We start from the raw sequence: 21816 nt of genomic DNA, 5'->3' as shown, positions 1-21816 counted from the left end.
CGTCACCCCGGACTTGTTCCGGGGTCCACTCCGCGGCTGGGGGCGGGGCTGGAGCCTCTTGCCTTTCCCGTGCGGCTCGGTGGACCCCGGAACAAGTCCGGGGTGACGGGGTGGGTTTGGTGAGGGATCACGCCAGCTGCCGGCCGTTGGAGGGTGGGCGGTCGGCCTTGGCCTGGCCGAAGGTCTTCACGGGCGTCTTGCTCATCGTGAAGACCAGGCGGCCGCCCTTCATCAGGTCGGCGTGGGAAATCCAGTTCTTGGTCCAGGGGCGACCGTTGAAGGTGATCGACCGGACATAGGGCGTGTCGGCGGTATTGCCGGGCGCCTCGATCGTCAGGCTCTTGCCGCCGGGCAGCGCGATCTGCGCGCCTTCGAACAGCGGCGAGCCGAATACATACACCGCTTCGACCGGATCGACCGGATAGAAGCCGAGCGACGACAGGACGAACCACGCGCTCATCTGTCCGCAATCGTCGTTGCCGATGATGCCGTCGGGATCGTTCTTGTACATCTCGGTACACAGGCGGCGGACCATCGCCTGCGTCTTCCACGCCGCGCCGGTGTAGGCGTACATGTAAGCGGCGTGCTGGTCGGGTTCGTTGCCGTGCGCATATTGGCCGACGAGCCCGGCGATGTCGGGCGGGGCGTTGGCGGGCAAGGTCGAGGGCGCGGTGAAGAAGGCGTCGAGCTGGCGTTCGAATTTCGCCTCGCCGCCCATATGCTCCATCAGGCCGTAGATGTCGTGCTGGTTGAGGAAGGTCGCCTGCCAGCCGTTCGCCTCGGTATAGTCGCGCCACCAGGGCTTGGGCATGTGGCCCAGCTGTATCGGATCGTAGGGCGTCCACCAGCTGCCGTCGGCGAACCTTGGCCTTGCGAAGCCGATGCGGCCGTCGATGACGTTGCGCCAGTTGCGCGAGCGCTTGAGCAGGCGGTCGGCCTCCGCCGTCTTGCCGGCGGCGCGGGCGAGGTGCGACGAGGCCCAGTCGTCATAGGCATATTCCTGCGTACGGCTGACGCTTTCGAACAGCTTGTCGGCGGGCACGTAGCCCATCGTGTCGTACAGGTCGCGGCCCTTGCTGTTGTCGAGGTCGGGCGCCGAGAAGTCGAAGCTGCGTTTGGCGATGCCGGGCCAGGCGGCGGCGTAATCGGCCTTGATGCCCTTCTTCTGCGCCTCGGCGAGGACGGAGACGGCGTGCCAGCCGATCATCGTGCCCGTCTCGACGCCCTGCAACGGCCAGCACGGCGGGCCGTAGGGGCTCTGCTGCGTCTGGCGGATGAGGTCGGCGACGAGGCTTTGCGCTTTATCGGGCGCGACGATGGTGAGCAGCGGGTGGAGCGCGCGATACGTGTCCCACAGCGAGAAGGTGCTGTAGGCGGCATTGCCCTGCGGGAGGGTGTGCGGCTTGCGGTCGAGGCCGATGTAGCGGCCGTCGACGTCGGAGAAGAGCGTCGGCGCGAGCAGGGCATGGTACAGCGCCGAGGTGAAGATCGTGCGCTGATCCTCGGTGCCGCCTTCGACGCCGATCGCACCGAGTTCGCGGGTCCAGCGGCCTTGCGCAGCGCGGCGGACGGCGTCGAAGTCCCAGGTCCTGCCCTCGGCGGCGAGGTTGGCGCGGGCCCCGGCAACGTCGACGCCGGAGATGCCGCAGCGGATGACGAGCGGGGCGCTACCGGCATCGTCGTAATGGAGGACGGCTTTGACGCGGTTGCCCTTCACGCCAGCTGCGCCCTTGGGCTGTTCGGCATCGGCGTCGCCGTAGAAGGTGACGCGGTCGGGTTTGCGCGACAGCTGCATCGCAAAGTGGATGTGGCGGCCCTTGGCCCAGCGGTTGACGGTGCGGCTGCCGGTGAGCGTGCCGGCGGCGTCCATGTCGAGGCTGGCGTCGGTGACGAGCGGGGGATGATCGCTCTTGTCGAGGATCAGGTGCGACATGTCGATCAGGACGTGTGCGGGGCCAGCGGGGAAGGTGTAGCGGTGGTAGCCGGTCCGCTCCGTCACGGTCAGTTCGGCGCGGACGCCGCTTTCGAGCGCGACGCGATAATAGCCGGGTTCGGCATGTTCGGCGGTGAAGCGCTGGCGGTAGCCGGCGTCGGGGTTGTCGAGCGGGCCGGGGAGGAGCTTCACCGGGCCGCGCGTGGGGACGACGAGCACGTCGAGCATGTCGCCGATGCCGGTGCCGGACAGATGCGTGTGGCTGAAGCCCATGATCGACGTGTCGGTGCGGTGATAGCCAGAGCACGCGTCCCAGCGCTCGACGTCGGTGTCGGGGGAGAGCTGCACCATGCCGAACGGGACGGTCGCGCCGGGATAGGTGTGGCCGTGGCCGCCGGTGCCGATGAACAGGTTGGCGCGGGTGGGCGCTGCGGTCGCGGCGAAGGCGGGGAGGGGGAGGCTGGCGGCGGCGGTGCTGGCGAGCAGGGTGCGGCGGGTTACGCCCTCACCCTTCCCACCCGGCTGCGCCGGGCGGGCCCCTTCCCTCTCCCGGCGGGAGAGGAAGGGAGCGGCGAAGCCGCGGAACGGTGAGGACATCAGAAGGTCTCCTTGAGCAGCGCGGGCTTCGTCTTCGCCAAATGCAGGATCAGCTCCGCAAACAGGCCATTCGCCCAGGCGAACCAGCTCCGCGTGAATTTGGCGGGATCGTTCCGGTCGAAGCTTTCGTGGATGAAGCCGGTGCCGCCGTCGGTGTCGCGCAGGGTCTTCAGGCAGGCGCGGATCGTGGCGTCGTCGGTCGACGTTAACGCGCGGATGGTGAGCGACATCGGCCAGATCTGGCCTTCGCCGACATGCGGGCCGCCGATGCCTTCGCCGGCCGCGCCTTTAAAGAACCAGGGGTTGGTGTCGCTCCAGCAGGCGTCGCGGGTGCGCTGCCACAGGGGATCGGCGGGATCGACGCAGCCGAGATAGGCGAGGCCCGACAGGCTCGGCACGTTGGCGTCGTCCATGAACAGCGCGTTGCCGAAGCCGTCGACCTCATAGGCCCAGACCTCGCGCCCGTCGCGCAGCCGCATCGTACCGAAGCGGCGCAGGGCGCTTTCGATCTCGAGTGCGAGCGCCGTCGCATCGCGGACGATGCCGCCGTCGTTGCCGGTTTCCTGCGCCACCGTGGCGAGTTCGCGCAGCGCGGTCATCGCGAACAGGTTGCTGGGGATCAGCATCGGATAGGTGCAGGAATCGTCCGACGGGCGGAAACCGGAATGGATCAGGCCGTTGGGCTTGGTGGGGTTGCCGTAGCCCCACAGCAACGTCTCGGTCGGCTGGGGGGCGGAGCGGCGGAAGCTGTAGGGGCCGTGGCCGTCCAACCGCTGCTGTTCGCGGAAGGTCGCGATGCTGCGCTTCGCGGCGGCGGCCCAGGTCGCGTCGAACGGCGTCTTGTCGCCGGTGGCGCGCCAATATTGGTGGGCGAGGCGCATCGGGTAGCAGAGCGAATCCACCTCCCATTTCCGCTCGGCGACGCCCGGCTTCATCACGGTGTCGTCGTGCAGCGACCATTCGAGGTTCGATTTCGCCGTCGGGTCTTCCATGAAGGCGTTGGCGTAGCTGTCGATCAGGATGCAGCGCGCCTGGCGGGCGATCAGGCCCGTGAACAGGCGGCGCAATTCGGGCGCGGTTTTGACGAGGTGGAGATAGGGTTTGAGCTGCGCCGAGCTGTCGCGCAGCCACAGGCACGGAATGTCGCCGGTGATGACGAAGGCGTCGGGCTTGCCGTCGATGGTACTCATGCGGACGGTGGTGTCGAGCGTGTTCGGGTAGCAGTTGCCGAACATCCAGCGCAGCTTTGGGTCGCCGATCAGCTTGGCGACGCGGGTGAGATCGCGCTCGACCGCGGGGCTGACGAAGCGGCGGTCGGCGGGGGCAGGGCGCTTGCTGGGGAAGGCGGGCGCGGCGAAGGCGGGGGTGGCGGCGCTTGCCGCGGTCGCTGCGGCGGCGGCGAGGAAATGGCGGCGGCTCAGCTCTCCACCGTCACCCCGGACTTGGTCCGGGGTCCACTTCGCGGCTGGGGGGGAGGCAAGAAGCTCTGGCCCGCCCCTTGCGGATGGGTGGACCCCGGAACAAGTCCGGGGTGACGGGGTGTGTGGGGAGACGTCGCGGGTCATTTCGGCAGGTCCGTGTCGGTGCCGGTCACGGCGAAGTCGAACCACTGGCCCGCTCCGTCGCCGGGCTGGCCGCCGCCGACGTAGAGGCGGTAGGCGCCTGGCGCGACGTGACGGCGGCCGTCGTGGTCGACGATGCTCATGTCGCGGGGGGTGAGGGTGAAAGCGACGGCCATGCCCTTGCCGCGCTTCAGGTTTATGCGGCGGTAGCCGACGAGCTGGCGTTGCAACGCCGCCTCCGTGCTGCCGAGCGGGCGGGTGGGGGTGGGGGGGACGAGATAGGCCTGCACCACCTCGTCGCCGTCGCGGGCGCCGGTGTTGGTGACGGTAGTCTGCACCGTGAGCGGTTGGCCGGCGGCGACGCTGGCGGCGCCGCGCGGCGCGGCATAGCCGAAACGCGTATAGCTGAGGCCGTGGCCGAAGCCCCACAAGGGCGTGCCGGTGAAGTAGCGATAGGTGCGCTCCTTCATCGCGTAATCGATGAAGGCGGGCAGATCCGTGGTGGCGCGGTAGAAGGTGACGGGCAGGCGGCCACCGGGGTTGGTGACGCCCGACAGCACGTCGGCGAGCGCGGTGCCGCCGGCCTCGCCCGGATACCAATTGGCGAGGATCGCGTCGGCGGAGGTGGGATCGACGCTGACCGCGCTACCGCTGCTGAGGACGAGGACGATCGGCTTGCCGGTCGCCTTCAGTGCGGCGAGCAGGCGCTGTTGCGGCAGGGGGAGGGCGATGTCGGTCCGGTCGCCGCCGACGAAGCCGGGGACGGACACGGACAATGCCTCGCCTTCCAGATCGGGCGACAGGCCGGCGACGACGATCGCGACGTCGGCGTCGCGCACCGCCGCCACCGCCTGGTCGAGCAGGGGTTGGGCGGGCGGCATCCAGAGCAGGCGGAAGCTTTCGTCGTCCGATACATGGTCCAGCGTGATTGCGATCGGTTGCGGCGTGCCGTCGCTGTCCACCGTCATCTCGACGCGGCCCTTGGGCAGCGGGCCGTCGTGCAGCACCTTGCCGCCCAGCGTGACTCGGGCGCTGTCGTGCGTGGTGCAATCCTTCCAGCATTGCGACTGGTCGATGATCAGGCGGTATTGGCCGGGGCCGGGCGGCACGAATTCGCCGGTCCAGTTCGCCTTGAACGGGCCGATGGGGAGGCCGGGCGCGGCGGGCGCGCGGTTGAAGTCGAGGTCGATGCGGCGGTCCTGCCGGGTGACCGACGCGGGGCCGCTATAGTCGGCGCGCAGGCCGGGCTTGCCGCCCGAGCGCAAGGCGGTTTCGGGGACGACGACCGCGGCACCGTCGGCGAGCGCGGAGCCTTGCGCATAGCGGACGTTGGCGGCGCCGAAGCGCGCGCGGATGCCGTCGAGCGGGGTGACCGGGCGGATCGCGGTGCCGTGGTAATTGCCCTGAAGCACACCGAGGTCGTCGGCGTCGGCGCCGATGACCGCGATCTTCGCGCCGGCCTTCAGCGGCAGGCGGTCGGCGTTGTTCTGGAGCAGCACGATCGACTTGCGTGCCGCCTCCAGCGCGATCGCCTGATGGGCGGGTGTGCCGACCTGATCGGGGCGGATGCGGCTGTACGGGCTGGTGCCGCCGAACGCGATACCCAGCGCCTGGCGCGCGCGGAAGGCGCGGGTGAGCGCGGTATCGACCTCGGCCTGGGTGATCAGGCCCTGCTTCAGCGCCTGGGGCAGCGCGGCATAGGCACTGCCGCAATTGACGTCGGTGCCGCCGCGCACTGCCGCCGCCGCGCCGCCGGCGGTGTCGAGGCGATAATGGTGATAGCTGCTGATGTTGCCGACCGCGTCGCAGTCCGACACCGTAAAGCCGGTAAAGCCCCAGTCGCGGCGCAGGCGCTCGTTCATCAGCGGCGACGAGGCGCAGGCGGGGACGCCGTGGATGCTGTTATAGGCGCACATCAGCGACATCGCCCGGCCTTCGGTGATCGTGCGGCGGAAGGCGGGGAAATAGGTCGCTTCGAGATCGCGTGGGGACGGATCGACGTCGAAGCTGTCGCGGCCGGCTTCGGGGCCGCTGTGGACGGCGAAGTGCTTCGGCGTGGCGACGACGCGTGGGTGGGCGGGGTCGGGGCCCTGCAAACCTTGCACGAAGGCGACGCCCAATGTGCCGGTGAGATACGGGTCCTCGCCGTAGGTTTCCTGTCCGCGGCCCCAGCGCGGATCGCGGAAGATGTTGATGTTGGGCGACCAGATGGTGAGGCCCTGGTAGATGCGGCGGTTCGCGGTGACGGGCTGCGCGTTGAATTTTGCGCGCGCCTCGGTCGAGACGACGGTGCCGACCTTCCCCAGCAGATCGGTGTCCCAGGTGGCGGCGAGGCCAATCGCCTGCGGGAAGACGGTCGCCTGGCCGTCGCGGGCGAGGCCGTGGAGGCCTTCGTTCCACCAGTCATAGGCGGGCAGGCCGATGGCGGGATCGGCGGGCGCAGTGCTTTGCAGCTGCGCGGCCTTTTGTTCGGGCGTCATTGTCGCGATGGCGGCGGAGATGGGGTCGGCCGCTTGCGCGAGCAGGAGGAGGGCGGGGATCATTCAGGCGCTCCGATGGGGGCGGTGGGGCGATTGGTTCGCCCCAAGGGGTTCGTCACCCCGGACTTGGTCCGGGGTCCACTCCGTGGCGAGGGGATTGGCAAGAGGTTCGAACGCTGCCCGTGCGGCCCGGTGGACCCCGGACCAAGTCCGGGGTGACGGGGTGGGTGGCGGGAGCGTCGCGGACGCCATCAGCGGGCCAGCGTCCTAAGCACGGGCGTCTGCTTGCCGGTCAGCGTCACCGTCTTACTCTCTCCCGGCAGCAGGTCGAAGCCGCTGTCGCTTGCCTGACCCGGCGCGTCGCCCATGTCGACCATCACCGCGCGGGCGAGGTTCTTTGCGGTGATCGTCAGGGCGTTGCCCGAGCGGCGCATGGTCAGGCCCGGATCGGGATAGGCCATGTCCTTCGGCACGAGGCGTTCGACGATCGTGCGGCTGACGGCCTTGCCGCCGACGATCAGTTCGGCGACGGCATAACTCTTCGCCGGATCGGCGCTGCCGAACAGGTCGGCGTCGGGCAGCGTCGCGACATTGGTCGACGACAATGGCGCGAGCGTCGCGTCGGCTTCGCGCACGCCCAGCGTCGCGCCGGTCATGTCGCGTACCGTCACGCGCCAGTGCGCGGGGATGGCGCCGGTCGCGTCCGACACCAGCACGACGCGGGTCGCCCCATTGCGATGTTCGGCAACGATCGCCTGGGGCGCGAAGAAGCGCTTCGCCTGATATTGCAGCAGCTTCCACTGGCCGAGATGGTCGATGCTCGCCCAGCTGATCGACGGCCAGACGTCATTCAGCTGCCAGAACAGCGAGCCCATCGTCACCGGGCGGCAGGCGCGGTGGTGGCGCGCAGCGAGGTCGATGGCCTGCGCCTGGTTGACCTGCGTGAGGTAGACGAAATCGGCGAAGTCCTTGGGGGCACGCAGGCGCTGGTCGAGGTAAAGCTTCAGGCGGGCATTGCCTTCGCCGGCCAGGAACTTCTGGTGCGCCTTCATCACCGGGCTTTCGGGGTCGAGCGTTCCCTTGCCAGCGAACAGGCGGATCGTCGCCATGGTCGGCATCGACTGGAAGCCATATTCGCTCATGAAACGCGGGCAGCTGTCGAGATAATTCTCGACCGGCTTCGACCCCGACCACACGTCCCAGAAATGGCGGTCGCCATTGGCGTCGGTATCCACCGGGCCTTCATAGTCGGTCGAGGGCGAGCCGGGCATATAGGGCGTGCCGGGGCTGTTGCGCGTCACCGCAGCGCGCAGCACGCGGTCGAACAGCACGGCCATGCCGGCGCCGATCCGTTCCTGCTCGTCGGCGCCGACCGCTTTCTTGAACGCCTTGCGGTCGCCCCAGTTTTCCCAGCCCGACAGCACTTCGTTGCCGCCGGCCCAGATGACGACCGAGGGATGGTCTCCGATCCGCGCGACCTGTTCGTCGGCTTCGGCGGCGACATTGGCGCGGAAGGCGGCGTCGGGCGGCGTCACCGATCCGCCGAACATGAAGTCCTGCCACACCATGATGCCCATCCGGTCGGCGGCGGCATAGAAGGCGTCGTCGAGATAATAGCCGCCGCCCCAGATGCGGACCATGTTCATGTTGGCGTCGCGCGCCGCCTTCAGCAGCGCTTCGGGTTCGGCCGGATCGACGCGGGCGGGGAAGCTGTCGAACGGGATGACGTTCGCGCCCTTGGCGAAGATCGGCGTTCCGTTGACGATGAAGCCGAACGCACCTTGCCTGCGATCGAGGGTGACGGTGCGCAGGCCGATGGTGCGCGTCTGCGTGTCGCCGTCGAAGGTGGTCGCGACGGTATAGAGCGGCTGCGCGCCATAGCCGACCGGCTGCCAGCGCTGCGGCTTGGGCACGGTCAGCGGGATCGACACCGGGTTCTCGCCCGGCGCGAGCGTCACGGTCGCCTGGCCGGTCTGGCGGCTGCCGTCCGGGCCGGTGACGGTGGCGGTGAGCGTGACCTGCTTGCTGGTGTCCGCGATGATGGTGGCGTGCGCGGTCAGGCGTGCCTCGGCATCGTTCAGCGCGTCCTGCGCGACGCGGACATGATCGAGGCGGGCATCGTCCCACGCCTCCAGCTTGACCGAGCGCCAGATGCCGTTGGCGACGAGGCGGGGACCCCAGTCCCAACCGTACTGATATTTCGGCTTGCGAATATAGGGACTTGTTTGCACACCCTTGGGCTCGTCGCCGAACGCGCTGTCATATTCGCCGGGCAGCGGGTGCGCTTCCTTCAGCACCATCGGCTGGAGCGTCTTGATCGGGCTGGCGATCGATACGAGAATCTCGTTGTCGCCGACCTTGAGCAGCGGCTTCGCATCGGCACGCCAGCGGCGGTGGGCGTTGTCCGCGGTCAGCAGCGGCTGGCCGTTGACGGTGACGGTCGCGAACGTGTCGAGCCCGTCGAACACGAGGTCGAGGTGGCGGTGCGCCAGCATCTGCGGCGTCACGGTCAGGACTTTTCGATACTGCCACGCCGACAGGCCGGCCCATTGGATCGCGCCTTCGTTGGTGCCGATGAAGGGATCGGGCACGCGTTTCAGGCGGATCAGGTCTTCCTGCACGCTACCCGGCACGCGCGCGGCGAACCAGCGCGCTTCCTTCGGATGTGCCTTGGCGGCGGTGGTATCGGCGGGGTCAAGCCGCGCCTGCCATGCGCCATCGAGCGGCACCACCTCACGCGCGGCGAGCGGTGACGTAGCGAGCAGCAGGGTCAGGAGGGCGCGCTTCACTTCGAACCTTCCGTCAGCTGAACCTTGCCCACCGTATAGAAGGGGTCGGTTAGCGGAGAGGTGAACTGGAAGCAGACGTCGCGATCGCCCGTCATCGTCGGCAGCGTGCCCGACAGCGTGAAGCGCTGCGGCGCCGTCTTCGGATCGGGCAGCGGGAAGGCGCCGACCGCGATCGGGTGGGCGGTTTTGTCGCCAGCCTTTTGCGCGGCGGCGGCGGTGATACAGCCGACTTGCACAAGCAGCTCGCCATGCGCCGACACATTGTAATGTTCGCGCACCATGCGCTGTTCGTGCGCGAGGCCGTAATGGCGGGCCAGGCGCACGACCTCGACGCTATAGCTGCGTGCGACGTCGAGCGGCGCGTCGGGGTAGAGCGTGCAGGTGTCGAAAAGATTGATGTTGTAGACGGGCGCGTCGGCGGTCGCTTCCGAGGTGAGCGGCACGCGCAGGCCGAGCGCGCCGGCGGGGCAGGCCGCCATGTCCGAGCTCGAGCGCGCGAGGAGGGCCGCGCGCGACGTGTCGAAGCTGCGGACCGCGGCGGTCGGGGCGCCGTTTGCGTCGAAGGCGACGGCCTTCACCATGATGCCGGGCTTCAGCGTCAACGGCGTGGTGTAGGCGGGCGAGCGCAGCGTCGGCGCGCTGCCGTCGACGGTGTAGCGGATCGTGCCATAGGGGACCTGCGTCGACAGCGCGAGCGCCACGCTGTTCTTGCGCAGCGCATCGCCGCGCGTGCCGGTGAGGTCGAAGCCGACCGCAAAGGCGCTGTCGGCGACGCGCATGCCGGCGCGCGACCAGCGATCGTCCTGGCGTTGCAGGCGGGGGAGGAAGGCGGCGAGGTCCGCTGGCCGGTCGCGCTGGACCTTGGGCGACCAGGTGATTTCGGCGAGCGCGCCGGCGCGCGGGAAGATCAGATGCTGCAGCTGCCCCGGCGTGACGATATATTCGCTCCACAGATTGCCTTGCGCGCCGAGGACGTGGTGCGCCTTGTCCGCGGCGATGCCCTTGGGCAGCGGGTCGTAGGCATAGACCTGTTGCAGCGTCGTGATGTCGAGCCGGCCGGGCGGCTCGTCGCTGCGGCGGCTCTGCAAGCCGTTGAGGTAGAGCGGATTGCCCGGCGACATCACGACGTCATGCCCCATGTTGGCGGCGTCGATCCCGCCCTGTTCGCCGCGCCACGACATGACCGAGGCGGAGGCGGGCAGGCCGCCTTCCAAGATCTCGTCCCAGCCGATCAGGCGGCGGCCCTTGGACTGGAGGTAGGTGCCGAACTGTTCGATCATCCAGCTTTGCAGGGCGTTTTCGGTCTTGATGCCCAGCGCCTTCATCTGCGCCTGCACCTCGGGGCTGCGTTCCCACTGGTCCTTGACCGCTTCGTCGCCGCCGAGGTGGATGTAAGTGCCGGGGAAGATCGTCATCAGCTCGTCGAGCACGTCCTTGACGAAGGCGATGCCCTTCGGCCCCGGATTGAACAGATAGGGCATGATGCCCCAATTGTTGCTGACCAGCGGCCGGTCGCCGAGGATGCCGAGCTCCGGATAGGCGGCGACGAGCGCGTTGGCGTGGCCGGGCAGGTCGATCTCCGGCACGATGGTGATGCCGCGGACGCCGGCATAGGCGACCAATTCCTTCAGCTCTGCCTGGGTGTAGAAGCCGCCGACGCGGTCCTTCTCGGTCGGCTGGGCTCCGCCGGTCCACGGCGGCAGCCGCCAGCCGCCGATGCTGGTGAGCTTGGGGTATTTCTTGATTTCGACACGCCAGCCCTGATCGTCCGTCAGGTGGAGGTGGAGCGTGTTGAGCTTCACGCTCGCCATCTGGTCGACGATCGCCCGCAGCGCCGGCAGCGGCAAGAAGTGGCGCGCGGGGTCGATCATCAGCCCGCGCCAGCCGAAGCGCGGTGCGTCGGTGATGGTGAGGGCGGGGACGGCGACGGGTTTGCTGAACGCCGCATCGGGGCTGAGCAATTGCGCGAGCGTCATCGCGCCATGGACGAGGCCGCGGTTCCCCGATGCCGCGACGGTGATCCCCTGCGGCGTGACCGTGAGGCGATAGGCTTCGTCGCCGGTGACGCTGGCGTCGCGGACGAGGCGGATCGCGCCGGTGGTGCCGGGGGTGAGCGCGAGGCCGCGGGTGGTGCGGACATGGTCGGCGAGCAGGCGGGCGGCGGCGCTGGCGCCGGCGTCGGTCGCGGCGATGGTCGCGCCGTTGGCGACGGTGAAGCTGCCCGTACCGCGGACCACGGATTGCGGCATCGGCAGCAGCGCGAGCGCAGGCTCTGCGCCCGTCTGCGCGATGGCAGGGGTGGCGGAGGCGAGCAGGGCCAGCGCCGCTCTCCCGACGATGGTTGCGATACCGACGTGCTGCGTCATGCCTGCCCCTTGGTCATGTTTTGGTATTGCACGTATCTTGAAGCAGCATCGTCGCGGCGTCCATGCCCGCGCATCAAAAAGTCACAAAAAAGACCCCGGCGTCGCTGGATAGCGCGCCGGGGTCCGAGGGCCGGAGCGCGCAGGGGAGCGCGCTCGTCGGGGAGGAACAGGGTGACGCCGGCCGTCGATCGGCCGGCGCCAATATCTTACATGCGGAACGACAAGGCTGCGGAGAACGTGCGACCGTTCTTGTAGAAGGCGGTCGGACGATCCGGGGTCGCGTTATACTGGCGATAGGTTTCGTCGAGCAGGTTCTGCGCGTTCACGCTGAGCACGACGCCGTCCAGCAGGTTGAGGGAGGCGGACGCGTCGAGCTGATTATACGGCGCCACCATCTCGCGCGAGCCGAGGCGGCCGATCGTGCGGAAATAAGAGGTGCGGTAGTTGTAGCTGACGCGAGCCTGGAACGGACCCTTTTCGAAATAAGGGATCACGTTGACCGTATGCTTCGACAGATACGGCAGATTCAGCGTCGTGCCCGTGACGTCGACCGACGAGGTGCTGCTATCCTGATAGGAATAGTTCGCCTGCAGGCCGAAACCGCCCCAGATTTCAGCCTGCCCCGACACGAGCACGCCGTTCACCGTCGCCTTCGCGCCGTTGATCGGCTGGCTGACGTTGTACGTGGTGATCCGGTTCTGCAGCGCGTTGAAATAGTCGACGTTCTGACGGAACGCGATGACGTAGTTCTTGATGTCGCGGCGGAATAGTTCGACCGCAAGCAGCGTGCCGCTCCGCGGATACCATTCCGCGGTCAGTTCGTAGTTCACCGACTCGTACGGCTTCAGGTTCGGATTGCCGCCGCCGCCGTCGAGCGTGATGTCGTTGAGCGAGGTCGCGGCAGCCAGATCCTGATAGCGCGGACGCGAGATCACCTTGGCCACGGCACCGCGCAAGATGACCTTCGGCGAGATGGTCCAGGCGACGTTCGCGCTCGGCAGGAACTTCAGATAGTCGGTCGCGACACGGGTCGGGATCGGCTGCGGGTTCGCAACGGCGCTGGGCGTGGTGGCGAAGTTCGACACATCGCGCGTGTACACCAGCCGACCACCGACGTTGCCGCGAAGCGGACCCTGTTCGAAATTCGCCTGAACATAGCTGGCGATCACGGTCTCGCGTACCTTGGTGGACGCGCCGACCTTCGTGACGAGCGGGCTGTTGATCGCATTCGCCAGAATGTCGATCACGGCCTGATCCGGCAGGTTCAGATACTTGGTCGCGTTGCCCATGCCGCCGCTGCCGTCGAACGTGCCGTCAGGCGTGGTCAGCGTCGTCACGCCGAGCTGGTTCGCCGTGCGTGAGGACGTGAGGTAAGTGTTGATACCGCGAGCGTCCACGCGGTTGACGTGGTCAGTGACCCGCGATCCGATGAGGATCTGCGTGAGCGGGCCCAACGCGACGGGCACGGTGGCGTCGTACCCGCCAAAAATGTCGCGGTCGGTCGTCACGCTGTAATCGAGCCCCCCGATCTGGGCGCCGACAAGCTGCTTGCCGTTGATGATGAGCGGACGCCCCTCGATCTGGGCAGGGTTGTTATTGGGGTTGGTGAAATAATTCGCGGGGTTGGTCAGGTCGCCGGTGAAGTTGACCGTCGCCGAGTCCGGCGTGAACGCATAGCTGTAAGGCAGCTTGGTCTGGACGTTGAAGAGATATTCCGGATTGCGCCCACCGGTTGCCTTCGACCAGCCGCCCGCGAAGGCGATCTTGGCGCCATTGTCGCCTTCCCAATCGGCGAACAGATTGACGTTGTCGGTCTTCAGCTTCGTCCGGCGGACCAGCGTGTCGAGCTGTGCGCTCTGATTGGGAGCGGCGCCGAACGTCGCGCCAGTAACCACGCCGTTGCTCACCGTCGCCGATTGCAGCACGCTGCCGGTCCATGCGCCGGGGATCGTGTACATCGACTGGCTATAATTGTTGTAGTTGCCGTCGATGTGCAGGCCGTTCAGCGTGAACGTCAGGTCAGGACGCGGCCGATACTGGACGGTGCCGGTGACGCTGGCGCGCTGGCGCTGCTGCTGGAAATAGGCATAGTTGATGCCGAACGGCGAGGTTGCCTTATACAGGTCGGCGATCGTGCCGCCGTTGATCGTAGCGCCCTGGCTCTTCAGGCTCAGCGTGCCGTTGGTGCAGTTGACGAACGGGCTGTTGTAAGGGCACGCGCCCGTACCGTTCGGAGCGACATTGTCGTAGCCGAAGAATTCGACGCCCGCGCGGGTCAGGTTCTGCTTGTCGTAGGTGGCTGCGACCAGAATGCCGAACGTCTCGTCGGCATTCTTCCAGCTGTAAAGACCGGACGCGCGAACATTCCCCTTGTCGGAACGGTCGTTGTACGAATAGCCGCCCGAGGCGAAGATCGCATTGGCTGCCAAGTCGAGCGGACGGCGGGTGCGAACGATCACGGTGCCGCCGAGGCTGCCTTCCTCGATACGCGCTTCCGGCGACTTGTAGACTTCCAGCCGGTCGACCAGTTCCGGTGCCAGCAGCGAATAGTTGAAGGTGCGGCTCGACGGATCGTTGTCGTTGCCACCCCAGTCTGCCGAGGCAAGCGCGTGGCCGTCCAGCAGCATGCGGTTGAGCGCCGGATCGGTGCCGAGAATCGCGACCTTCTCGCCTTCGCCAAAGCGACGGTCGATGCTGACGCCCGGGATGTGCGAGAGCGATTCCGCGACGTTACGATCGGGGAACTTGCCGACGTCTTCCGCGGTGATGACGTCGACAACGGCGTTGGCGTTCCGCTTGACGTTGATGGCTTCGCGCAGCGACCCGCGATAACCGGTGACGACGATGTCGTCGCCCGCGGCGTCGGTCTGGCCCGAGGTCTGGGTGCTTCCCGTCGGCGTAGCGGTCGGCGCTTCCTGTGCGTGGGCGCTGCCGGCGAATCCGGCAAGAATGGTGGAGACGAGGATCACGTGGCGCAGGCGCATAGGCTGTTCCCTGAATATGGAACACGCCCGGCCGCATGCCCCCCCTTATGTTCCCAACTGCCGCAAAGCCGGCGACAGTGCAGCGACGGCGAAACAATTACGCGTTTCCTGCTCGTTGCTGCTGCATTGCTACATATCCAATAAAGCCCAAATGGTATATATAAAAACTGTCACATTTATTTTGGTAGGGTAGCTGACCTATTGTGTCGTTTCGCTCTCGTGCGATCAGCCGTTTAGGGTGAAATGCCGTTCCAAAGGAGATTTCGGGGTGATGGTATCGCAAACAGTGGGGCGCTCCCGAGTCGCGCTGGAAATCTGTGTCGAATCGGCGGTGGGCGCGGCGGCGGCGATCGCGGGGGGATGTGACCGGATCGAGCTGTGCAGTGCGCTGGCGCTCGGTGGGCTGACGCCGTCGGCGGGGTTGGTCGCGGACGTCCTCGCGCTGGCGGTGCCAGCGGGTGTGCCCGTGCGGGCGATGGTGCGGCCGCGGGCGGGCGGGTTCGACTATGATGCCGACGATATGGCGCTGGCGTTGGCTGAGGCGCGTGCCCTGGTCGCGACCGGGGTGCAGGGGCTGGTGATTGGCGTGACGGCTGGGGGAAAGCTTGCGGAGCAGGCGATGCGGGCCTGGATCGCGGGGCTTGGCGAGGATCGCCCGCCGCTCACCTTGCACCGTGCGATCGATGTCGTGGCCGACCCGGTGGCGGCGGTCGATGTGGCGGTCGCACTGGGGTTCGACCATGTGCTGACCTCCGGCGGCGCGCGCACCGCGATGGAGGGGGCGGCGACGATCGCGGCGATGGTTGCGCGCGCAGCGGGGCGTTGCACGATCATGGCGGGGGCGGGGGTGGCGGCCGACACGGCAGCCGCGCTGCTGGATGCGACCAATGCGGGCGCGCTGCATGGTTCGGCCAGCGATCCTGCGCCGGCAGTGGAGCGGGACCGCTTTGGCTTCGGTCCGCTGCCGCGCCAGACCAATGCCAATAGAGTCGCAGCGCTGCGACAGGTGATTGACGACAAGTCCAATCTAAGACAATTGTAGCGCAAGGTGCCACTGGCGCCGGTCCGCGTAGCGTGGCACGCCTGATGCCGAAGACGCTTGCGGAAAAGGGGATCGACGATGAGTTTCATGAGCAAGGTGGGGCGGTTTCGCGCTGAAAATCCCTCGCCGCTCTATCTCCAGCTGCAACAGCTGATCCGTGACGCGATCGCCACGGACGTCATCACGCGCGGCGATGCGATCCCCGCGGAGCGTGATCTGGCGGTCGAATATGGCGTGTCGCGCATCACGGTGCGCAAGGCGATCGAGGGGCTGGTCGAGGAAGGCCTGCTGACCCGCCGCCGCGGCGCGGGGACGTTCGTCGCCGGGCGCGTCGAGAAGAACTTCAGCAAATTGTCGTCCTTCTCGGAAGATATGGTCGCGCGCGGGCGCGTGCCGTCGAGCGCGTGGATTTCGCGCGCGGCGGGCATCGTTTCGCCCGAGGAATCGATGGCGCTGGCGCTGTCGCCCAGCGCCCCGGTCTATCGCTTCCAGCGGCTGCGCTTCGCCGACGAGGTGCCGATGGCGTTGGAGCTGTCGACGATCGCCGGTTTCTGCCTGCCGTCGGTCGATGCGGTCGATGCCTCGTTGTACACGGCGCTGACCGAGGCGGGGCATCGCCCGGTGCGCGCGTTGCAGCGGCTGCGCGCGGTGCCGTTCGGCGGCGACCATGCGCGCATGCTGGGCGTCGATCCCGGCTCGCCCGGGTTGCTGATCGAGCGGCGCGCCTTCCTGCGCGACGGCCGCGCGGTCGAATTCACCCGATCCTATTACCGCGGCGACAGCTACGATTTCGTGGCCGAGCTCGCCGACACCTGATCCTTAGCGAAGGGCGCCTTGCTGTGACGACGGATACGATGACGGACACGACGATCGGCACGACGCTGATGCGCGCCGAGACGCTGGAGGCGGGGGCGACCGTCGCCCGGCTGGTCGCGCGCAATGCCGAGGCGCTGACCGCGCTGGGCGAACGCCTGCGTGCGAACGCGCCCGACGTCGTTGTTACCTGCGCCCGCGGGTCGTCGGATCATGCTGCGACCTATGGCAAGTATCTGATCGAGACGATGGTCGGCGTGCCGGTCGCGTCGGCGGCGCCGTCGGTCGTGTCGCTGTTTGATGCGCCGGTGTCGACGCGTCGCGCTTTGTGCATCGCGATCTCGCAATCGGGCCGCAGCCCGGACCTGCTCGCGACCGTCGAGGCGCATGCCAAGGCGGGGGCGGAGGTCGTCGCGCTGGTGAACGACGAAACGTCGCCGCTCGCCGAGATGGCGGATACGCTGCTCGCGCTGTCGGCGGGGCCGGAGAAGTCGGTCGCGGCGACCAAGTCGTGTATCGCGGCGATGGCGGGTCTTGCCGCGCTGGTCGCGGCCTGGTCGGGCGACGAGGCGCTGAAGGCGGCGGTCGCGGCGCTGCCCGAACAGCTCGATGCGGCGGTAAAGCTCGACTGGAGCGCGGGCGTGGACGTGCTCGCCGAGGCGAAGCAGATGTTCGTGATCGGTCGCGGCTATGGCTTCGGCGTGGCGCAGGAATGCGCGCTGAAGCTGAAGGAGACGTGCCAATTGCAGGCCGAGCCGTTCAGCGCCGCCGAGGTTCGTCATGGCCCGATGGCGATCGTCGGCGAAGGCTATCCGGTGCTGGCGCTCGCCACGTCCGATGCGGCGGGCGAGGACGTGATGGCGGTGGTCGAGACGTTCCGCGAACGCGGCGCGGCGGTGCTGGCGGCGCATGCCGGCGACGACCGCGCGAACCTGCCGGCGCTGGAGGCGCATCCGGCGGTGCAGCCGATCCTGATGCTGGCGAGCTTCTATGGCCTCGCCGAAGCGCTGTCGCGGCATCGCGGGCTCGATCCCGATTCGCCGCCGCATCTCGCCAAGGTGACGCGCACGCTATGAGCACCGCCCATCGCTTCACCAACGGCCACGTCGTGGTCGGCGATGCCGTGTGGCGCGGCGCCGAGATCGTCGTCACCGGCGACCGGATCGCGAGCATCCGCCCGCTGGATGGCGCGGCGACGGATGCGGTCGACCTGGAGGGGGGCTGGGTGATGCCCGGCTTCATCGACACGCAGGTCAACGGCGGCGGCGGCGTGCTGCTGAACGACGAGCCGACCGTCGAAGGCGTGCGCGCCATCGCCGCGGCGCACGCGCGCTATGGCACGACGGCGTTGATGCCGACGCTGATCAGCGACACGCCCGATCGGATCGCGCTGGCGCTCGATGCCGTCGATCAGGCGATCGGTGCGGGCGTGCCGGGCGTCGTCGGCGTGCATATCGAGGGGCCGTTCCTGAACGTCGCGCGCAAGGGCATCCACGATGCCGGGCGCTTCCGCCTGCTCGACGAAGAGATGGTTGCGCTGCTCGCCAAGCCGCGGCGCGGCGTGACGATGGTGACGATCGCGCCCGAACTGGCGAACATCGACCATATCCGCCGGTTGGCGGCGGCTGGCGTGCGCGTCAGCGCGGGGCATACCGAAGTGCCCTATGACACGGCGCTTGCGGCGTTCGATGCGGGGCTGACCGGAATTACCCATCTGTTCAACGCGATGCCGGCGATGGTGCAGCGGACGCCGGGCCTGGTCGGCGCGGCGCTCGACGATCCGCGGCCGTGGTGCGGGCTGATCGTCGATGGCGTGCATGTCGCGCCCGCCGTGCTGCGCATCGCGATCCGCGCGCGCGGTCCGGAGCGGATGATGCTCGTCACCGACGCCATGTCCTCGGTCGGCGCGGAGCATAAGGACTTCGTGCTGCAAGGGCGCCAGATCCGCGTCGCGGATGGCATCTGCTCGTATGAGGACGGTACGCTCGCCGGATCGGACCTCGACATGGCGACCGCGGTGGCCAATGCGATGGGCATGCTGGGGCTGGAGCCGGCGGTGGCGGCGCGGATGGCGGCGGGCAATCCCGCGGCCTTCTTGGGCCTGGAGGCGGAGCGGGGCACGCTCGCGGCCGGATTGCGCGCGGACTGGGCACGACTGACCGCGGCGATGGCGCCGGTCGAGACGGTGATCGGCGGCGTCGCGGTGCCGGGCGCCGCGGCGAAAGAGCATGAGGCGGTAAACGCATGACGATCGACCGGCGGCAGCTTCTCGGGACAGCCGCCGGAGCCGGCCTGACATTGGGTTTGTCGGCGGGGTTGCCCGCCATCGCCTCCGCCAGGAGCGCGACGGGCTATGGCGCGCTGCCGATGCCGCTGCCCACCGCCCGGCTGCCCGATCCGCTGCCGGTGATCGATCCGTCGCGGATCGGCTTCGACACGGGCTGGCTGTTCCATGAGGGCGACGTGATCGTACCGCCCGCGACGACGCACGAAGAGACGTATCTGCGCGCCAAGGCGGGCAACGCGCGCGGCGCGGCGGCGATGGACTATGACGACAGCGAGTGGCGCCCCGTCACGCTGCCGCACGACTGGGCAAGCTTCCAGCCGTTCGTCGAGACCGCCAATCCGTCGCAAGGCTACCGCCCGCGCGGGATCGGCTGGTATCGCCGTGCCTTCCGCCTCGATCCCGCCGACGAGGGACGTTACCTGGAATTGCAGTTCGACGGCATCGCGACCAATGCAACCGTCTGGGTGAACGGCAGTCCGGTCGCGCACAATTGGTCGGGCTATAACAGCCTCTACCTCGACATCACGCCGTTCGCGCGGTTCGGGGATGCGCTGAACGTCGTGGCCATCCGCGTCGATGCCGATGCGATGGAGGGCTGGTGGTACGAAGGTGCCGGCCTGTACCGCCACGCCTGGCTGGCGCGGCGCGCGCCGGTGTCGATCGAAACCGACGGCGTGCAGTGCGATCCGCGCCATGATGGCGGCGACGCCTGGCGCGTGCCGGTGACCGTCACCGCACGTTCGACCGAGGCGGCGCCGGTCCGCGCGCGCGCGGTGGCGAGCCTGGTCGATCCCGACGGGCGGACCGTGGCGACTGCGGCAAGCGAGCTGGTGGCGGTGCCATCGCTCGACGCTGCGGAGCTGACGACGACGCTGACCATCGCGCGCCCGCAGCGCTGGTCGGTCGAGACGCCGATGCTCTACACGGTGGCGGTTGCTCTGGAACGCGACGGCAAAAGCGTCGACGCGCGGCGGGTGCAGGTCGGCTTTCGCACGATCCGCTTCGATGCGGACAAGGGCCTCTTTCTCAACGATACGCACGTCAAGCTGAAGGGCGTGTGCCTGCATCTCGACCATGCCGGCGTCGGCACGGCGGTGCCCGACACGCTGCTGATGTGGCGGCTGGAGCGGATGAAGGAGCTGGGCTGCAACGCGATCCGCTGTTCGCACAACGCGCCCGCCACCGCCTTCCTGCAACTGTGCGATCGGATGGGGTTCCTCGTCATGGACGAGAACCGCAACTTCAATCCCTCGCCCGATTATATGGCGCAGCTGGAATGGCTGGTGCGGCGCGACCGCAATCACCCCAGCGTCATCCTGTGGTCGGTGTTCAACGAAGAACCGATGCAGGGCACCGCGGCGGGTGTCGAGATGGTGCGGCGGATGGGAGCCGCGGTGCGCCGCCTCGACGACAGCCGGCCGGTGACCGCGGCGATGAACGGGTCGTTCTTCAACCCGCACAATGTGTCGAGCGTCGTCGACGTCGTCGGGTTCAACTATTATCCGGGCGATTACGACAAATTCCATCGCCTGAATCCGACCAAGCCGATGACGAGTTCGGAGGATACCAGCGCGTTCATGACGCGCGGCGCCTTTGCCGACGATGCCGCGGCGCATGTCCTGTCGTCGATGGACGATCATGCCGCCGCCTGGGGCGAGACGCATCGCGCCGGCTGGGCGAAGATCGCGAGCCGGCCGTTCGTCGCGGGCGGCTTCGTGTGGACGGGCTTCGACTATCATGGCGAGCCGACGCCCTACGCCTGGCCGACGATCGCGAGCTTCTTCGGGATCCTCGACCTGTGCGGTTTTCGCAAGACCGCCTATGACATCCACCGCGCCGGCTGGATCGACGACGCACCCGTCATCGGCATTGCGCCGCATTGGACGTGGCCGGGCAAGGAAGGCCAGCCGATCAAGCTGCTCGTCATGTCCAATGCCGAACGGATCGTCGTGACGCTGAACGGCCGGGTCGTCGGCGAGGGGGCGGTCGACCGGTTGATGGGGAACAGCTTTACCGTGCCCTATGCGCCGGGAACGCTGGAGGCGATCGCGTATCGCGGCGGGCGTGAGGTCGCGCGGGCGGGGCATGAGACGGTCGGTGCGCCGGTCGCGCTGCGGCTGACGCCGGCGCGGCGTGTGATGGCGGGCGATGGCGAGGACGTGCAGCCCGTCACCGTCGACGCGGTGGATGCGAAGGGCCGGCATGTGCCGACCGCGAACCTCCCGGTCGGCTTCGCCATCGAGGGCGCGGTGATCATCGGGCTGGGCAATGGCGATCCCAACAGCCACGAGCCCGAAAAGGGCAATGCCCGATCGCTGTTCAACGGATTGGCGCAGGTGATCGTGCAAGCGGACGCGGCGCCGCGCGGGCGCATTACGCTGCGCGCGACGGCGCCCGGCCTGAAGCCGGCGACGCTGCGGATCGACCGGCTGGCGGCGACGCCGCGGGCGCAGGTGCCGGCGGCGGCGATGGTACGCACGATCGATTCGTGGCGTCGCTCGCCGCGGCTGAGCGCCAAGCCCGACGCCAGCCTGGCGCCGGCGGATGGCGACAACAACAGCTGGAGCTTCGTCCGCAGCGGGACCGCGACCGCGCCCGAACCCCAGGGGGGCTGGCAGGTCTATCGCGCGCGCGTCACGCCGATCCGCGCGATTGCCGCCAAGGGTGGCCGTATCGCCTTTGCCGCGGTCGCCGGGCGGGCCGAGCTGTGGGTGGACGGCGTCCGGATCGCCGACAAGTCCGATGCCGCGACCGGACCAATTGCAGCCGCCCTGCCAGCTGGTGGCGGCGAGTGGACTATCGTGTTGATCGTGCAGGCGGATGCGCAGGCGCCGTCGGGAATTGTCGGGCCCGTTGCACTCTCCCGTTGATGTTACAGATTTACTTTGCGATTGGTATTCAATCGGTATGATCGCCCCGTCAGGGAGCGGTAGCGGACGGCGGCAACGGCCGGAGGGATGACG

11 protein-coding genes are annotated in these 21816 nt (G+C 68.2%); 5 read left to right on the top strand and 6 right to left on the bottom strand.

The genetic code is table 11. The annotated features are described in order from the left end of the window. Nucleotides 1-127: 127 nt before the first annotated feature. The 6 genes from SPHME3_RS0117340 to SPHME3_RS0117315 all read right to left on the bottom strand — a co-directional run bounded on the left by SPHME3_RS0117340 (nt 128) and on the right by SPHME3_RS0117315 (nt 14711). Nucleotides 128-2530: a GH92 family glycosyl hydrolase gene (locus tag SPHME3_RS0117340; protein WP_017978097.1), complete on the bottom strand. Its 2403-nt coding sequence runs from the start codon at nt 2528-2530 to the stop codon at nt 128-130. After that, on the bottom strand, nt 2530-4095 hold the full coding sequence (locus tag SPHME3_RS0117335; protein ID WP_156487333.1) for a glycoside hydrolase family 125 protein: 1566 nt from the start codon (nt 4093-4095) through the stop codon (nt 2530-2532). Before SPHME3_RS0117335 ends, SPHME3_RS0117340 begins: the two co-directional genes overlap by 1 nt. Then, nucleotides 4092-6635 (bottom strand): glycoside hydrolase family 3 C-terminal domain-containing protein, encoded by a 2544-nt coding sequence (locus SPHME3_RS0117330; RefSeq protein WP_017978099.1) that lies wholly within the window; start codon nt 6633-6635, stop codon nt 4092-4094. Before SPHME3_RS0117330 ends, SPHME3_RS0117335 begins: the two co-directional genes overlap by 4 nt. A gap of 188 nt (nt 6636-6823) precedes the next feature. Further along, nucleotides 6824-9361, bottom strand: coding sequence for a beta-mannosidase (locus SPHME3_RS0117325; RefSeq protein ID WP_017978100.1), 2538 nt, complete (start codon nt 9359-9361; stop codon nt 6824-6826). Then, entirely contained in the window at nt 9358-11727 is a 2370-nt protein-coding gene (locus SPHME3_RS0117320; protein WP_017978101.1) for a beta-N-acetylhexosaminidase, read from the bottom strand. Before SPHME3_RS0117320 ends, SPHME3_RS0117325 begins: the two co-directional genes overlap by 4 nt. A 206-nt stretch (nt 11728-11933) precedes the next feature. Further along, nucleotides 11934-14711 carry a TonB-dependent receptor gene (locus tag SPHME3_RS0117315; protein ID WP_017978102.1) on the bottom strand — a complete coding sequence of 926 codons (2778 nt, stop codon included), beginning with the start codon at nt 14709-14711 and terminating at the stop codon, nt 11934-11936. Nucleotides 14712-14982: 271 nt separating this feature from the next. Between SPHME3_RS0117315 and SPHME3_RS0117310 the strand changes: the two genes are divergently transcribed. The 5 genes from SPHME3_RS0117310 (at nt 14983) to galA (ending at nt 21723) form a co-directional block, all read left to right on the top strand. Next, the gene (locus tag SPHME3_RS0117310; protein ID WP_231372525.1) at nt 14983-15753 is read left to right on the top strand and encodes a copper homeostasis protein CutC; all 771 of its coding nucleotides are present in this window, start codon (nt 14983-14985) and stop codon (nt 15751-15753) included. Between the two features lie 78 nt (nt 15754-15831). Continuing rightward, the gene (locus SPHME3_RS0117305; RefSeq protein ID WP_020486424.1) at nt 15832-16569 is read left to right on the top strand and encodes a GntR family transcriptional regulator; all 738 of its coding nucleotides are present in this window, start codon (nt 15832-15834) and stop codon (nt 16567-16569) included. A 38-nt stretch (nt 16570-16607) separates the two neighbouring features. Beyond that, complete coding sequence (locus tag SPHME3_RS0117300) at nt 16608-17642, top strand: SIS domain-containing protein (protein ID WP_018251112.1); 1035 nt, start codon at nt 16608-16610, stop codon at nt 17640-17642. Continuing rightward, a complete protein-coding gene (nagA, locus tag SPHME3_RS0117295; RefSeq protein WP_017978106.1) occupies nt 17639-18814 on the top strand; it encodes an N-acetylglucosamine-6-phosphate deacetylase in 1176 nt (391 codons plus the stop codon). Before SPHME3_RS0117300 ends, nagA begins: the two co-directional genes overlap by 4 nt. Next, nucleotides 18811-21723 (top strand): beta-galactosidase GalA, encoded by a 2913-nt coding sequence (galA, locus tag SPHME3_RS0117290; protein WP_017978107.1) that lies wholly within the window; start codon nt 18811-18813, stop codon nt 21721-21723. Before nagA ends, galA begins: the two co-directional genes overlap by 4 nt. Nucleotides 21724-21816: the final 93 nt, after the last annotated feature.

Origin of the sequence: Sphingomonas melonis DAPP-PG 224 (assembly GCF_000379045.1) — a bacterium.
GTDB classification, from domain to species: Bacteria; Pseudomonadota; Alphaproteobacteria; order Sphingomonadales; family Sphingomonadaceae; genus Sphingomonas; species Sphingomonas aquatilis.
The sequence above is the reverse complement of the archived record's forward strand: the minus strand, read 5'-3'. Positions and strand labels throughout refer to the sequence as shown.

Excerpts from the sequence above, each read along its gene's own strand:
- SPHME3_RS0117340 (WP_017978097.1), bottom strand. The coding sequence starts at position 2,530 with ATGTCCTCACCGTTCCGCGGCTTCGCCGCTCCCTTCCTCTCCCGCCGG.
- SPHME3_RS0117335 (WP_156487333.1), bottom strand. The coding sequence starts at position 4,095 with ATGACCCGCGACGTCTCCCCACACACCCCGTCACCCCGGACTTGTTCC.
- SPHME3_RS0117330 (WP_017978099.1), bottom strand. The coding sequence starts at position 6,635 with ATGATCCCCGCCCTCCTCCTGCTCGCGCAAGCGGCCGACCCCATCTCC.
- SPHME3_RS0117320 (WP_017978101.1), bottom strand. The coding sequence starts at position 11,727 with ATGACGCAGCACGTCGGTATCGCAACCATCGTCGGGAGAGCGGCGCTG.
- SPHME3_RS0117315 (WP_017978102.1), bottom strand. The coding sequence starts at position 14,711 with ATGCGCCTGCGCCACGTGATCCTCGTCTCCACCATTCTTGCCGGATTC.
- SPHME3_RS0117310 (WP_231372525.1), top strand. The coding sequence starts at position 14,983 with ATGGTATCGCAAACAGTGGGGCGCTCCCGAGTCGCGCTGGAAATCTGT.
- SPHME3_RS0117305 (WP_020486424.1), top strand. The coding sequence starts at position 15,832 with ATGAGTTTCATGAGCAAGGTGGGGCGGTTTCGCGCTGAAAATCCCTCG.
- SPHME3_RS0117300 (WP_018251112.1), top strand. The coding sequence starts at position 16,608 with ATGACGGACACGACGATCGGCACGACGCTGATGCGCGCCGAGACGCTG.
- nagA (WP_017978106.1), top strand. The coding sequence starts at position 17,639 with ATGAGCACCGCCCATCGCTTCACCAACGGCCACGTCGTGGTCGGCGAT.
- galA (WP_017978107.1), top strand. The coding sequence starts at position 18,811 with ATGACGATCGACCGGCGGCAGCTTCTCGGGACAGCCGCCGGAGCCGGC.